This window comes from Veillonella sp. CHU740 (assembly GCF_003992055.1).
Classification (GTDB): Bacteria; Bacillota; Negativicutes; order Veillonellales; family Veillonellaceae; genus F0422.
Genome location: NZ_RQVD01000003.1, coordinates 141,455 through 156,579, shown reverse-complemented (window position 1 = coordinate 156,579; position 15,125 = coordinate 141,455). Strand labels below are relative to the sequence as shown.

Here is a 15,125-nt window from a genome sequence, read left to right as displayed (position 1 = left end):
CCTCTAGTTATATTTACCTGCTTTATAATCATCAATCATCGTTTGAATTGCCTCTTTTACAATGGCATTCACATCAGCAATAGCTTCTACTGTAGGCTTCGCTTTTTTTATTACAATTGGTTTTCCAATAATAACAGCTACCTCACCACGAACCATTTTATCACTGCCAACAATTGCCAACGGAACGACAGGTACTCCTGTACGCAATGCCATCGAGGCTACACCATCATGAAAACGACCTAAAGAATCACCTTTTTGTCGTGTTCCTTCTGGAAAAATACCAAGCATTAAATTATTTTTTAATAAATTCATAGCATGGCGAATAGCAATTTTATCTACCCCTCCACGACGAACTGGAAACGCACCTAGCCATGAGCATACAGCTTTAGAAATTGGATTTCTAAAAAGTTCTTCTTTTGCCATAAAATTCACATGTCGAGGTAGTGCAAAACCACAAAGAGGTGGATCATTATTACTTTTATGGTTAGGGGAAATAATTACAGGACCTTCTTTGGGTACATTCTCTCTGCCATATACTTTTGTTTTATACCACCAGCCATAGACAATCGTAAAAGCAGATCTCCATAAACACTCAGAAAATCTATCCATGACGTTCTCCTTTTTCAGCATTTCTGATTAATTCTGTCAATTTTTGTACAGTTTCTTCAATGGACAAATGATCTGTTTCCACAACAACTGCATCGTCTACACAAATGAGTGGAGACTCTTTTCGTTCCATATCCATTGTATCTCGGTCAGCCACTGTGCGACACACCTCTTCTAGAGTAATATCTTCCTTATCTTTTAACTCTAACCAACGACGATGTCCACGTGTTTCTACAGAAGCCGTTAAATACACTTTTAATTCAGCATCTGGCAATACTACGGATCCAATATCTCGACCATCTAATATCACACCGCCTACACTCGCCATGCTGCGTTGCATCTCTACTAATTTCGTGCGCACTGCTTTTTGAGCTGCTACTTGCGATACATGACTCGTTACATATTGTGTACGAATTTCTTTAGATACATCACGATTATTTACTAATACTCGTAAACCATCTTCCACTGGCACTAGTTGCAATTCAATATGATCTAATGCAGCTTTCACTGCAGCTGTATCAGAAATTTCAATCTCCTGATCTAACAAAGCCCAAGTAATTCCTCGATACATAGCTCCCGTATCGATATACAAATAGCCTAATTGTTTAGCCACAACTTTAGATATACTACTCTTTCCTGCCCCTGCAGGTCCATCAATAGCTACTGAAATTCGTCGATTCATTATGCTATATCTCCTTCTGCTGCATGTGTAGCAGCCACATATGCTGTAGAAAATGCTGCTTGTAAATTATATCCACCAGTGAAAGCATCTATATCTAATACCTCACCAGCCATATACAATCCTTGCACTAATTTAGATTGCATTGTTTTAGGATCTACTTCTTTTACGGAAATACCACCTGCCGTCACTATCGCTTCTGCAATCGGTCTAGGGCGATGAACCGATAATCTCATATCTTGCATAGTATCTACTAAACGCAAGCGCTCTTCTTTTGTAATATCATGAATGGCCTTCGTGCCTTCAATCTTAGCTAATTGGCAGATAACTGGGATGAGTTTTGTTGGTAATAAGCCTTTCAAAACATTCACTAATTGCTTATTTTGTGCTTCAGAAAAATCACGTTGTACTCGCTTATCCAATACTTCACGGGTTAAAGCTGGCTTTAAATTAATAGAAATCTCAATCGATTCAACTTTTTTCTTTAACAATTTAGTCACAGTATGCGATGCAGATAATACGATAGGTCCCGTAACACCAAAATGAGCAAAGAGCATCTCTCCAAATTGCTTTGTCTGTACCTTATTTTTTGCGATAATAGAGACTTCGACATTTTTTAAGCTAAGCCCCATAATATCTTTTACCCAAGATTCTTTTGTTTCTAAAGGAATCAATGATGGTCGTAATTCTACAATGGAGTGTCCCACTGTTTTTGCCAATTCATACCCATCACCAGAAGATCCAGTTAAGGGGTAAGACATGCCACCTGTAGCAATAATAGCAGCATCACAAGTATACTTCCCTTTATTAGTAACAACACCTTGTATATGTCCATCTTGTACAATGAGATCTGTAACGGATTCCTCCAAATGTAATGTGCCCCCTAATTTACGGTATGTATCAATAAATGCATTGCGTACATCTAAGGCTTTATCAGATTCAGGGAATACTCTCCCTCCTCGTTCTACTTTTGTCGGTACGTTCCATGAATGTAGCATTTGAATGACATCTTCATTCGTCCATTGTTGGTATGCACTATACAAGAACTTACCATTACCTGGTGTTTGTTTAATAAAATCTTCAATAGGTGCTGCATTTGTTACATTACAACGTCCTTTTCCTGTAATGCCCATTTTAAGCCCAACCATTTTCATTTTTTCAATGATTCTTACAGAGGCACCTAATTGAGCGGCACGAACTCCTGCCATAAGGCCTGCGGCCCCACCACCAATGACAATAATTTTTTTCATACGTATCCTTACTTAATCGCCTGTAACTGTTTTACTTCTTCGCGCGTCAATCGTCGAAAAGCGCCCCGCTTTAACCCTTTCAGGTTTAATCCAGCATAGTTAATCCGTTTTAAATTGTGGATCGAATAGCCAAAATGTTCAAACATACGACGAACTTGACGATTGCGGCCTTCATGTATCGTAATTTCTACAGTTGTAAGACCTGTTTTCCCATTAAACCCGTAGTCTGTAATTTCACAAGGCGCCGTCAAACCATCTTCTAGAGTAATCCCCACAGCTAACTGTTCTAAATGTTCATCAAATACACGGTCTTTTACTTTCACTTCATAAGTTTTAGTAACACCTTTGGAAGGATGTGCCAAATTTTGTGCCATAGTGCCATCATTGGTCAATAACAACAGTCCCTCTGTATGATAATCTAAACGCCCTACCGGATATATACGAGCTTTTACGTCTTTAATATAATCCATCACAGTTTTACGCCCTTCTGGATCTGTAATTGATGTAATCACACCTTTAGGTTTATTAAAAATATAATATTCCAATGCTTCCGGTTCCAACAATTGTCCATCTACCTTCACACGATCACGTGTAGGATTCACCTTGGCTCCTAATTCCTTGACATACTTTCCATTGACCAATACTTTTCCTGCTGTAATCAATTCTTCAGCTTTACGTCGTGATGCAACTCCACAACGGGCTATATATTTTTGTAAGCGTTCTAATTCCATATTATACGCCTCCTTCTTTGTCTATTTCTATATCATCAGTGAACACCATAGATTGCTGTAGCTCTTCCAAAGAATTGGCCCCTACGGTTCTCAAAAAATTTTCTGATGTACCATAAATAACAGGGCGTCCAATCGTTTCCTTCCGTCCTAATTCAATAATCATATCACGTGCTAGCAACTGTTTTAATACTTTTTCACAGTTCACACCTCGGAACTCTTCAATTTCACCTTTTGTTATGGGCTGTTTGAAAGCCACTACAGCTAATGTTTCCATAGCGGCTCCAGATAATTTCTCATCACGATGGCGAATCTTACCGACGAATTCGCTACACTCTTGCGCACTCACCAACTCGATGCCTGCCGCACTCCTACGAATACGAATACCTCTTCGTTCTTGGATAAGAAGTTCCTCATAAGCAGCCACAACATCTTCTATTTCCGGTATATACACTTCAAAAATATCCGATAAAGTATCCATTGACAATGGCGAGGCTGCTGCGAACAACACAGCTTCTAACTGATGAAATTCTACTCCACTCATCGTATTTCTTCCTCTCCAACACCTTCTACAATTATACTATATACATCGTGATCTCCCACAATAATTCTAAGTAATTGTCGCTTCATTAATTCTAGCAGGGCTAAAAAAGTGACTACTCCTTCTTCTTTAGATGTAGTCTTTTCAAATAATTCCATACAGGATACTTGCTTCCCTCTAGTCACTAACAACACATCTTCAATGCCTTGTTCTAATGTATATTCTTCTCGCTCCAGAGTCACCTTAGGCACATCTATCTCAGGTCGATTATATCGTTCTTGTACTTTTTGAAAGCATGCCACTAAGGCATCCCACTCGACTGAACACACCACATCGAGCCCAATTTCACTTAGCTCTTCTGGCCGATTAAATACATAGGAACCTTCTGCTACTCTTTCATCGAGTACCAAGGTTAATTCTTTAATTCTTTTAAATTCAACCAAGCGATTGACCAATTCATCTCTTGGATCGTCTATCGTTTGTTCATCATTTCCATTTGATTTAGGGAGTAATAGTCTTGACTTAATTTGCAATAAAGTAGCTGCCATCACTAGAAACTCGCTACTATACACAATATCAAATTGATTCCATGTATTTAAAATTTCCATATATTGAGATGTGATATGAACAATAGGAATATCATAAATATCAATTTGATTTTTTTCAATCAAATGCAACAGTAGGTCCAAAGGCCCTTCAAAAATATCTAATTTAAAGTCGTAGGTATTCATGAATAGTCCTCTCTACTAAAAATAAGGCATGGCTTTCACCACACCTTGTATGAAAAAATTGCATTTCCAATTCGAAACGGTTAGAATAATACATAGACATACTAGTGTATGTATCTACTAAGTATTATAAATGATATGAGGGAAAATTGCTACACCCAGAAAGAGAGGCGACAATATGCATCGTCAAAGATGGAAGCAGCTCGGTCTGTATACCATCGTGTCCACCATCATCGGAGTGGCACTATTTTATATTTATGAACCTATTACCCTAGGATTTGATTGGGAGGACGTATTCACATTATTTCTTCCATCTATCTTAGGCCTCACAGTGTTACAATCCCTGATTCGAAGTTCTTTTACAAAAGGATATATGTTCGGTCATGGTCTTGTCGGAATTAGTTGGGCTTTAACATTTCCCCTTTTATTTCACTGGTCCTATGAAAAACCATTTTATTTTTACGAGTTTGCCAATGACTTTTTATTTGGATTAGTCATTTTCTGCTTTCTGACCGCAACTCATTATTGGTTGCGTCAATGGGGGAAAGCAAGACAGGTTTGGGCTATTGGATATAGTGTATTAGATATTATATTACTCATTATCCCTGCGGGACAAATTGGGTATTATTTATCGACTTGGCATTGTATTACCCCTGCTACTATGATGGCTCTATATCAAACAAATCCAGAGGAAGCTTTAGGCTTTGTTAAAAACATTGTCGGTGTTGGTGGCATCATCGGTGTGATTATAGGCATTCTATTACTGCTCGGTATATTCTATTACCTGAATGTACGAGGCACTGACAAAATTGATGAAGATAATTTCCTCAATGATTTTTTTAAACGATATAATACTGATATGAAATGGCTACTTTCCATCATCCTTATCATCTATGGTGGATATTATGTGCTTCCACAAACAGATATCGTAAGTAACTGGCTAGGCGTAGAAGCCTACATGAAAGAGCTTCAAACTTATAATGATAAGCATGTCAGCGTATATGAAAATTTACAGTTATCTACAACCGAAACAGCTGCACAAAAAACACCTGGAACTATCATTTTAGTCATTGGTGAATCTTCTTCTAGAGATTACATGAAAATGTATACCCCAGACTTTCCTTATGACGATACGCCTTGGCAAGGTTCCTTATATGCAGATCCTAACTTTAATGTGTTTAAACATGCCTATTCTTCCTACGTACAAACCGTTCCTACCCTTGAAAGAGCGTTAACAGAACGCAACCAATATAATGATAAACCATTCTTTGATTCGACTACGATTATTGACGTAGCAAAAAAAGCTGGGTATCATACATCATGGTTATCTAACCAAGGCGTATATGGAGAATATGATACAGCTATCTCTTTAATTGCAAAAGCTAGCGATACCCCACGTTGGGCACATGAATCTTACTCCTTCTCCGATCAATATGACGGTGCCTTACTGCCACTCTTAAAGGATGTAAAGCCAAATCAAAATAATTTCATTGTGATCCATATCATGGGTAGTCATATCTACTATAATGACAGATATCCACATGAATTTAGCAAATGGAAAAAAGGTCCTAATCCAGATGGGATTGAAGCCTATGCTAACAGTCAATTATATACAGATTGGTTGTTACAAGAAATTTATACCTATGCAAAAGATAACTTAAACTTACAAGCTATGATCTATTTCTCTGATCATGGCGAAAATATTAAAACATCTCACAATCCTGATATCTTTAACTTTGGTATGACAAGAATTCCTATGTGGGTATACTTATCCCCTACTTACCGTAATGCATATCCAGATACAGCTAACACCCTGAAAAATCATGAAACACAATATTTCACTAATGATTTATTGTATGATATGCTTGTAGGCATACTGCATGCTCCATCAGCTAATTATGATGTGACTCGTGACTTCTCAAACAAAGCGTATCGTTTTAACGCTAACAATTTAACAACTATGTTAGGACAACAACCATTGTCCAATGATCCAGAAGGAAAGTAGTGTTTCTTTAATTCAATACTACATACTTTATATAAAAATAGAGGAAAGTTGATACTTTTTAATCAACTTTCCTCTATTGTATTTAGAGCTATTTTGTTACAGTCCCTTTTTCTATATATTATTGTCCACTATAAAAAGTACCCCTAGAATCTTGATGTATTACTTTCAATTTCTGAAATAATTCCATCTTCTCAAAGTCCTTTTGGTGTTTTCTCGGCACATAAATCAATGCCTTTTGTAATCGATCAGCATTAGATAACAACTCTTTAGAGCTTATCTTAGGCATAATATTTTTACCAGCATCCCATACATCACCATTGTCACTGTCATCCAGTAATACCGTATTTCTACCTAAATAGTACGTTAAGGACGTTTGGTATGTACCATATTGGTATACATCTGCCTGCGTGTTTGCTTCCATACGATTCACTAAGGTTGCCAATGGCTTTCCAGACTGCCCTTCTACAATTGGTACAATAGACGGCGCCAAGGATATGAAAAATACAATGGCACTTAGAAAAATTCCGTAAACCAACGTAGGTCCATTTCTCTTCATGGCAGCATAGATAAGCCCAACTAGAGATACTACCACTGACACCCACAACCACGAGCTATTGATCTGTTCTATTTGAGTTCCTACCGCAGCCAAAGCTAATAAAACCGGAAATGAGCTTAGAGCGTATAAAACAAAGACTTTCAGAGTCATTCGTGATTGTTCGTATCGTTCTAAACAAGCATGTATGCCCATACCTGTCCATAACGCTAAAGGAATCATCATAATAAATGTATAGGTTAAATATTTAGTGGCCATACACGTGTAAAATAAAACTGTTCCTACTAGCCAAAAGATAGACCAATACCATATATAGGCATGCTTTTGCTCATTCAACCCACGCAAAGTAAAACTAGTCCAAGGAAGCATTGCAACAGGCAATAAGACAAGGTATAAATACCACCAGTTACGAGTCGGATGTTCCGGCACAGTCGCTCTTGTTACATTATGCAGTCTCAAGAATCCATTGATAAATGCTTCACCATGCGTTACATACATATATCCGTACCAAGGAGCAACGACAGCTATAAATGCCAAGATTCCTTTCCATGAGAATACATATTTGAACCAATCCATCCGTCGATTTAATAGAACATAGAGAACCAATATAATCCCCGGTAATATGATCCCCACAGGTCCCTTCGTCAATACAGCGAGTCCAGCACAAATATAAGCATATACCATATGGCGATGACTTTCATCGGTAATTCCTCGATACAGATAATAAAAAATACCTAACGAAAATAATAATAAGTACCCATCTGTAAGAACGGCATGGCCAATATACCAATATTCTAATGCAGTTCCTAAGGCAATACTACTCCATAGCGCAATACGCTCTACTTGATAGATGGTAAGAGCTACTCGATACATGGCTAACACAGTCATCGTAGAAACTACTACTGAAGGAATCCTAGCCGCTAAATCTGAAACACCGAACACGGAAAAGGAAGCAATCAATCCCCAATAAGCCATAATGGGTTTATCGAACCAATAGATATCATAAATCATAGGGGATAAGTAGTCTCCATGTTTCATCATAGTCACTGCTGACAACGCATAATTGGATTCTACTGTATCAGTAATCGGTAAGGCCCATGCCATCCACAGATAAAATAAAAATGTGACAACACCTAGTAGGCTAAATCGCTTCCAAGATACTGTTTGTTGCATATAAAAACCTCATTTGTAACAAATTACAATATGCTATCCTATTATACGAACGATGAGCCATGCTAAAAATAGTATCACTAATCCAGTAAATAAGAATTTAGCTAATAAGAAGAGTATTGTTAGAATTGCAATCAATCCCAATACTAAGCCTACTTTCCATTTCCAGCTAATAGCATTCCACAGTATGGTCTTTACATTAGGCATAGTATAATATATTTTTTCTTGATTGGATGATTCATGATGAGGAGCATCATAAGGACGCCCCTCCTCATCAATCGTAGTTCCTTCAAAATTGCGTAACTCTTCTTCTGAAAGAACTCGTGTTCCTTCTTCATATTTTTGTTCTTGACTCATAGTCACTCCTATAGAGCTTGTAAATGTTTCTCCAACAATTCATTCACCACGCCAGGATTTGCTTTACCCTTGGAGGCACGCATGACTTGACCTACCAAGAATCCGATGGCTTTACCTTTACCAGATTTGAAATCTTCCACAGATTTTGGATTATCTGCAATGATTTGTTTTACGATTTCTTCAATGGCTCCAGTATCAGTGATTTGCACTAAGCCTTCTTCTTCTACAATTTTGTCTGGATTTTTACCAGTTTCAAACATTTTGACAATGACTTGTTTTGCAATTTTACCAGAAATTGTGCCTTTTTCAATTAGGCTAATCATAGCCGCCAATTGTTCTGGTTGCACTTTACTATCTGCATAGGAAATATTCGCATCATTCACAAGTTTTGCCAAATCACCAATGATCCAGTTAGATGCCGTTTTTGCATCAGCTCCAGCTTCTACGACAGCATCAAAATAATCGGCGGTAGCACGTTGGCTTGTCAATGTACGAGCATCTTCACTAGATAAACCATAGGCTTCCATAAAGCGCTGCTGTTTCGCTTCTGGCAATTCTGGTAAGGATTGACGGATTTCTTCCACATAGTTAGGATCAACTACGATAGGTACCAAGTCTGGTTCTGGGAAGAAACGGTAATCATTTTCCTTCTCTTTCTTACGCATGGAAAGAGTGATACCTTTGCTATCGTCCCAAGTACGAGTTTCTTGAACAATCGTTTCTCCGTCTTCCAATGCTTCTGCTTGACGAAGTGCTTCGTATTCAATGCCTTTTTGGATCCCTGTTAAAGAGTTCATATTTTTAATTTCGGTTTTCGTACCTAATTTTGTTTCTCCCACTGGGCGAATAGAAATGTTCGCATCACAACGCAAACTACCTTCTTCCATACGTCCGTCAGATACACCTAAGTATTGTACAATAGCACGAATTTTATCCACATATTGGCGTGCTTCTTCACCAGAACGAAGATCAGGTTCTGATACGATTTCCAATAATGGTACACCTGTACGGTTGTAGTCTACATTGGAGCTATCAGAGCTAGAAATAGTAGCACCACTATGCACTAATTTACCAGCATCTTCTTCCATGTGAATACGATTGATGCGAATGCGACGAGTTTCCCCATTCACCTCTACATCAAGATGACCATTTACGCAAATTGGCAAGTCAAATTGAGAGGTTTGCCAGTTTTTAGGTAAATCTGGATAGTAATAGTTTTTACGGTCAAATTTATTGAATAGTACGATTTCGCAGTTCAATGCTAAACCGACTTTGATGGCATATTCTAACACTTTTTGGTTGAACACAGGCATAGTTCCTGGCAAGCCTAAGCAAGTAGGACATACATGTGTGTTATGGTCGCCCCCGAAGGCCGTTGTACAGGAGCAGAAAATTTTTGAATTTGTTTTCAGTTCAGTATGAACTTCAAGGCCTACGACTGTTTCATATTTCATAGTTTCAATTCTCCCATAGTTGGCAATTTTGTAAATTCAGGACATTCTTGTTCAAAGCTATAGGCAGCTTGTAACAATGTACTTTCACCCATAGCAGGCGCCAATAATTGCATACCGATTGGCATACCATTAGAACCAAATCCAGCAGGAATACTGATACCTGGGATACCTGCCAAGTTAACTGGCACTGTACACACGTCTTCTAAATACATCATCAATGGATCGTTGATTTTTTCACCAAATTTGAAAGCTGTATTCGGAGCAGTTGGCGTCAACAATACATCGCACTCTTGGAATGCTGCATCAAATTCATTTTTAATTAAGCGACGAGCTTTCAGAGCTTTCAAATAGTAAGCATCATAGTAACCAGAACTCAATACATAAGTACCTAACAAGATACGGCGTTGTACTTCTTCCCCAAAGCCTTGAGTCCGAGTTTTAGTAGACATTTCCACTAAGTTATCTGCTGGCACGCGAAGGCCGTAGCTAACTCCGTCATAACGAGCTAGGTTAGAACTAGCTTCTGCTAAAGCGATGATATAGTACGCAGACAACGCATATTTTGTAGTTGGCAAGGAAATATCCACAATAGTGGCCCCCATATTACGATACGTTTCAATAGCTTTTTCCAAAGCTGCACGTACTTCTGGATGTAACCCTTCACCAAAATATTCTTTAGGCACACCGATGCGCAAGCCTTTTACATCTTTCACAAGAGCTTTTGTATAATCGACACGATCTCCTGGGATGGATGTAGAATCATGGAAATCATGGCCTGTAATAGTATTCAACACGATGGCTGCATCACGTACATCTCTTGTCACAGGGCCAATTTGGTCCAACGAAGATGCATAAGCAATTAAGCCATAGCGAGATACATTGCCATAGGTTGGTTTCAAACCAACCACACCACAATAGGATGCAGGTTGACGAATAGATCCACCTGTATCGGAACCTAATGCCCAAATAGCACTACCACTGGCAACCGCTGCTGCACTACCACCAGAAGAGCCACCAGGTACATAGTCTACATTCCAAGGATTGGTAGTTTTTCCTAAGGCAGAGTTCTCTGTAGAACTACCCATAGCAAACTCGTCCATATTTAATTTACCCAAAATAACTGCATCTTGGGATTGTAATTTTTCGATAACCGTTGCATTGTAAGGAGGCACAAAATTTTCTAACATATGGGATCCACATGTAGTAGCCACCCCTTTTGTACAAATATTATCTTTAATAGCTCCTGGGATACCTGCTAGTGCAGAAATAGCTTCCCCTTTTGCAATCTTAGCATCTACAGCCTCTGCTTGAACTAGGGCTGCTTCATGAGAGTCTGATAAGTACGCATGCACTGTAGGCTCTACATTATCTTTATGTGCCAATACAGCTTTCGTAAGCTCTACAGCAGAAATTTCTTTAGTTACTAATTTTTGATGTAATTCAAAAAGAGTCATGTATCTTCTCCTAGTTTTGTACAACACGAGGTACTCTGAAATACCCATTCTCTTCTTCTGGTGCATTTTGTAATGCTTCTTTTCTTGGCAATGATGGTTTCATTTCATCTACACGATATACATTTTGTAATGGCACCGCGTGAGCCATTGGCTCTACATCTGTTAAATCTAATTCTTCTAATTCCTCAACATAGGTAAGGATATTACTGAGGGCTTTTTCAGCGGCCTCTAAATCTTTAATTTCTAATCTGGATAATAAGGCAATATTCTTAATTTCCTCTTGACTAATTTTCATAGACACACATCCTTTCAATTTATATATTATACCATATTCTCTTGGGAAAAAGAAAAATACCAATATACAACAGAGCCTTCTTCTCTAATTATATTGGTATCTTCCATATTTTTAAATAGTCATATCAACTGCATAGATCTATTTCAGTATCGGCTATTTTAATCTATTCATAATGTAATGCATCGATTGGGTTTAATTTTGCTGCTTTTCTCGCTGGATATAAACCAAATACTAAACCAATGGTCATCGAGAAACCAAACGACAAAATAATAGGCCCTGTGGTCACAACAGTTTTTAAATTGGCTCCCGCTCCAATTAACTTCGACGCACCTATACCAACTATAATGCCTATGGCTCCTCCCACCAAAGACATTACAACGGCTTCAATTAGAAATTGAGTAATAATAGTACGATATGTTGCACCTAATGCTTTGCGTACACCGATTTCTCGCGTACGCTCAGTAACGGATACAAGCATAATATTCATAATCCCAATACCACCTACAAGTAAGGATATGGCCGCCACTGCTCCTAAGAATATAGTCATTCTAGAAGTACTCTCTTCTACAGTTTTCATAATAGACGCCATATTATTGACATTGAAATCATCGAGGTCGGGGTTTCTAATACCATGCCTAGCTCGTAGAATATTCTCTATATCTACTTGCACACGTTCTAAGTCTTGCCCCTCTTTAGCTTGTACTAAAATGGTACGTAAATAATCAACACCCATGACACGTTCCATCATTGTCGTATAGGGAACTACAATCACATCATCCTGATCATTTCCCATTGTTCCAGAACCTTTTTCGTCAAGAACACCTACCACTTTAAAGGGGCTATTATAAATACGAATATCCTTGCCAATAGGATCTTCTCCAGCAAATAAGTTTTTTGCTACAGTGGATCCAATAACAGCTACCCTTTCACGTCGTTCAATTTGACTTTCACTAATAAAACGTCCCGCTTTCAAGGTCCAGTTATTCACATATTGAAAGTCAGCATTAGCTCCATTGACAGTAGTTGTCCAGTTTTTACTCATGTATACAGTAAGATATGTATTAGCCGCCACTGGAGATGCAGCCTCCACACTGTCTAGCTTCGTAATCGCTTCATAATCACTAAGCTTCAGCGATTTTGTTGCCCCCGATGGTGGTCTTACACCTGGTGTACGAGGTGGTCCGGGATATACCATTAATAGATTACTACCCAAGCTAGAAATAGATTCTGTAATTTGTTGACGCACTCCATATCCGATAGAAACGAGGGCAATCACTGCTGCTACACCAATGATGATACCAAGCATAGTTAATAAGGATCGCATCTTATTGGCTATTAGAGATGACCAAGCCATTAAGAAACCTTCTTTATACATGGCTTTCACCTCCTAACTGCAACCCTTTCATATATGGATTCATTCTATCTTCTACAATAAGACCGTCTTTTAATACCACATTGCGACCTGCATATTCAGCAATATCTGGTTCATGAGTGACTAAAATTATAGTACGACCTTCTTGATATAATTCCGTAAAGATATGCATTACATCTAAACTTGCTTTTGAATCTAAATTCCCCGTAGGTTCATCAGCCATAATGATAGCAGGATCGTTAGCCAACGCACGGGCAATCGCCACACGCTGACGTTGACCACCAGATAGTTCTGCAGGCATATGATCGAGTCGACTTCCCAACCCAAGATCAGTTAACAGTTGACTAGCTCGTTCTATTCGCTCTTGCTTTGACACACCTCCATATACCATAGGTAATGCCACATTATCTAGGGCTGTTAGTTTAGGAAGTAGGTTAAAACTTTGGAATACAAATCCGATCCGTTTATTTCGCACATAGGCCAATTCATCATCAGTAAGGTGCGCTACTTCTTCTCCGTCTAAACAATACGATCCCGAAGTGGGTCTGTCTAAACAGCCTAATATATTCATAAACGTAGACTTACCAGAGCCTGATGGCCCCATAATAGAAGTAAATTCCCCTTCATAAATAGACAAGTTAATACCATGTAATACAGGTACCGTTAACTTTCCATTTACATAGGTTTTGGTAATTCCATCTAAGTTGATAACTGGTTTTTTAGGCGTTTCCATTAGAATGGCCCCCTCTGTTGTGTTTTTTTAGAAGCTGTAATATCTCCACTGACAACGATTTCATCGCCTTCAGCAACGCCTGATATAATTTCGATGGTAGTGTCACCAGTCATACCTGTTTTTACGCTGGTTCTCACAGGTTTGCCATCTTTGATGACATAAATAAATTCTCCTACTTTATCAGAACGAACAGCTGCCAATGGAACTACCAATACATTTTGACGTTCTTCACCGTGAATCGTAGCACGGGCCGTCATACTAGGGAAGAAATTATCTACATCTGCAGATGGAATAGACACTCGAACTGTATAATACACAACAGAAGAACTAGTCGTGCCCATATTTCCTTTAGTACCTAAAGAAATATCTTTTACCGTACCTGTAAATGTTTTTCCTGGATGTGCATCTACTGTAAAGTCCACTTTGGCACCTTCTTTTACACTACCAATATCAGTTTCATCCACAGTCAAATAAATTTCTAATTCTGATAAATCGGCAATCGTAGCAATGATCATCTGTGTAGAAATGCCTGTTGCAATCGTTTGTCCAGCTTTTAACGGCTCTCCTATAATTGTTCCATCCATCGGTGCTGTAATCGTGCTATCTGCCAAATTAGCAGCCACCTGATCATAGCTTGCTTTTGCTTTTTCATAAGCAGCTAATGCATTATCATAGGTTTGTTGAGATACAGCTCCTTGCGCTGCTAATACACGATACCGATCTAAATCCGTAGATGCTTGGTTCAGTGTAGCTCTAGCATTATCGACAGACGCCTGTAATTGACGTGCATCAATAGTAGCAATCACTTGTCCTGCAGATACTTTTTGATTTGCTTTTACTAGTACCGATTGTAATTTTCCTGGGATATTAGTAGACACATCTACATAATGCACTGGGTTGATCGTACCTGTAGCACTAATGGTAGAAGAAATATTTCCCTTCGTCACTTTTCCCGTTGTATAGGTAGGCGCACTTTTTGCATCATCATTAGCAAACCATTGCCATCCCCCAATTACAATTACGAGTACCCCAACAATAAGGGCCCATAACTTTTTTTGTTTCCACATAGAGAGTCTCCTTTCTTATGTTATTCTCATAGTATAAAAATATATTGATACATCATAATAGTAGTATGTACAAAAAGAAAAAGAAAACCATATCGATTTTCTTTTCTTATACACTACACACATGAACTTACTA

The 15,125-nt window shown here is 38.4% G+C and carries 15 protein-coding genes; 1 reads left to right on the top strand and 14 read right to left on the bottom strand.

The features are described 5' to 3' along the window. Window positions 1–3: 3 nt before the first annotated feature. The 6 genes from EO115_RS03015 to EO115_RS02990 are packed head-to-tail and all read right to left on the bottom strand — an operon-like array spanning window position 4 to window position 4,535. Entirely contained in the window at window positions 4–609 is a 606-nt protein-coding gene (locus EO115_RS03015; RefSeq protein WP_126937507.1) for a 1-acyl-sn-glycerol-3-phosphate acyltransferase, read from the bottom strand. Continuing rightward, complete coding sequence (gene cmk, locus EO115_RS03010) at window positions 602–1,288, bottom strand: (d)CMP kinase (protein WP_126937506.1); 687 nt, start codon at window positions 1,286–1,288, stop codon at window positions 602–604. The genes EO115_RS03015 and cmk overlap by 8 nt, the downstream gene beginning before the upstream one ends. Continuing rightward, on the bottom strand, window positions 1,288–2,535 hold the full coding sequence (locus tag EO115_RS03005) for an NAD(P)/FAD-dependent oxidoreductase (protein WP_126937505.1): 1,248 nt from the start codon (window positions 2,533–2,535) through the stop codon (window positions 1,288–1,290). The genes cmk and EO115_RS03005 overlap by 1 nt, the downstream gene beginning before the upstream one ends. An 8-nt stretch (window positions 2,536–2,543) precedes the next feature. Next, window positions 2,544–3,266, bottom strand: coding sequence for a pseudouridine synthase (locus EO115_RS03000; protein WP_126937504.1), 723 nt, complete (start codon window positions 3,264–3,266; stop codon window positions 2,544–2,546). Between the two features lies 1 nt (window position 3,267). Next, a complete protein-coding gene (gene scpB / locus EO115_RS02995) occupies window positions 3,268–3,807 on the bottom strand; it encodes an SMC-Scp complex subunit ScpB (protein ID WP_126937503.1) in 540 nt (179 codons plus the stop codon). After that, window positions 3,804–4,535 (bottom strand): ScpA family protein, encoded by a 732-nt coding sequence (locus EO115_RS02990; RefSeq protein ID WP_126937502.1) that lies wholly within the window; start codon window positions 4,533–4,535, stop codon window positions 3,804–3,806. Before EO115_RS02990 ends, scpB begins: the two co-directional genes overlap by 4 nt. Window positions 4,536–4,710: 175 nt before the next feature. Between EO115_RS02990 and EO115_RS02985 the strand changes: the two genes are divergently transcribed. Beyond that, window positions 4,711–6,537, top strand: a complete 1,827-nt coding sequence (locus EO115_RS02985) for a phosphoethanolamine transferase (RefSeq protein WP_126937501.1) — start codon at window positions 4,711–4,713, stop codon at window positions 6,535–6,537. 118 nt (window positions 6,538–6,655) lie between these two features. On the opposite strand, the gene EO115_RS02980 is transcribed toward EO115_RS02985, so the two are convergent. The 8 genes from EO115_RS02980 to EO115_RS02945 form a co-directional block, all read right to left on the bottom strand. Continuing rightward, window positions 6,656–8,263, bottom strand: a complete 1,608-nt coding sequence (locus tag EO115_RS02980) for a glycosyltransferase family 39 protein (RefSeq protein ID WP_126937500.1) — start codon at window positions 8,261–8,263, stop codon at window positions 6,656–6,658. Between the two features lie 33 nt (window positions 8,264–8,296). After that, window positions 8,297–8,617 carry a hypothetical protein gene (locus tag EO115_RS02975; RefSeq protein ID WP_126937499.1) on the bottom strand — a complete coding sequence of 107 codons (321 nt, stop codon included), beginning with the start codon at window positions 8,615–8,617 and terminating at the stop codon, window positions 8,297–8,299. Between the two features lie 8 nt (window positions 8,618–8,625). Continuing rightward, window positions 8,626–10,071, bottom strand: a complete 1,446-nt coding sequence (gatB, locus tag EO115_RS02970; protein ID WP_126937498.1) for an Asp-tRNA(Asn)/Glu-tRNA(Gln) amidotransferase subunit GatB — start codon at window positions 10,069–10,071, stop codon at window positions 8,626–8,628. Beyond that, entirely contained in the window at window positions 10,068–11,525 is a 1,458-nt protein-coding gene (gene gatA, locus EO115_RS02965) for an Asp-tRNA(Asn)/Glu-tRNA(Gln) amidotransferase subunit GatA (protein WP_126937497.1), read from the bottom strand. Before gatA ends, gatB begins: the two co-directional genes overlap by 4 nt. Before the next feature lie 10 nt (window positions 11,526–11,535). Then, a complete protein-coding gene (gene gatC / locus EO115_RS02960; protein ID WP_126937496.1) occupies window positions 11,536–11,820 on the bottom strand; it encodes an Asp-tRNA(Asn)/Glu-tRNA(Gln) amidotransferase subunit GatC in 285 nt (94 codons plus the stop codon). A gap of 163 nt (window positions 11,821–11,983) precedes the next feature. Further along, on the bottom strand, window positions 11,984–13,195 hold the full coding sequence (locus EO115_RS02955) for an ABC transporter permease (protein ID WP_126937495.1): 1,212 nt from the start codon (window positions 13,193–13,195) through the stop codon (window positions 11,984–11,986). Next, window positions 13,188–13,925 (bottom strand): ABC transporter ATP-binding protein, encoded by a 738-nt coding sequence (locus tag EO115_RS02950; RefSeq protein ID WP_126937494.1) that lies wholly within the window; start codon window positions 13,923–13,925, stop codon window positions 13,188–13,190. Before EO115_RS02950 ends, EO115_RS02955 begins: the two co-directional genes overlap by 8 nt. Further along, the gene (locus EO115_RS02945; protein WP_126937493.1) at window positions 13,925–14,992 is read right to left on the bottom strand and encodes an efflux RND transporter periplasmic adaptor subunit; all 1,068 of its coding nucleotides are present in this window, start codon (window positions 14,990–14,992) and stop codon (window positions 13,925–13,927) included. Before EO115_RS02945 ends, EO115_RS02950 begins: the two co-directional genes overlap by 1 nt. Window positions 14,993–15,125 lie beyond the last annotated feature (133 nt).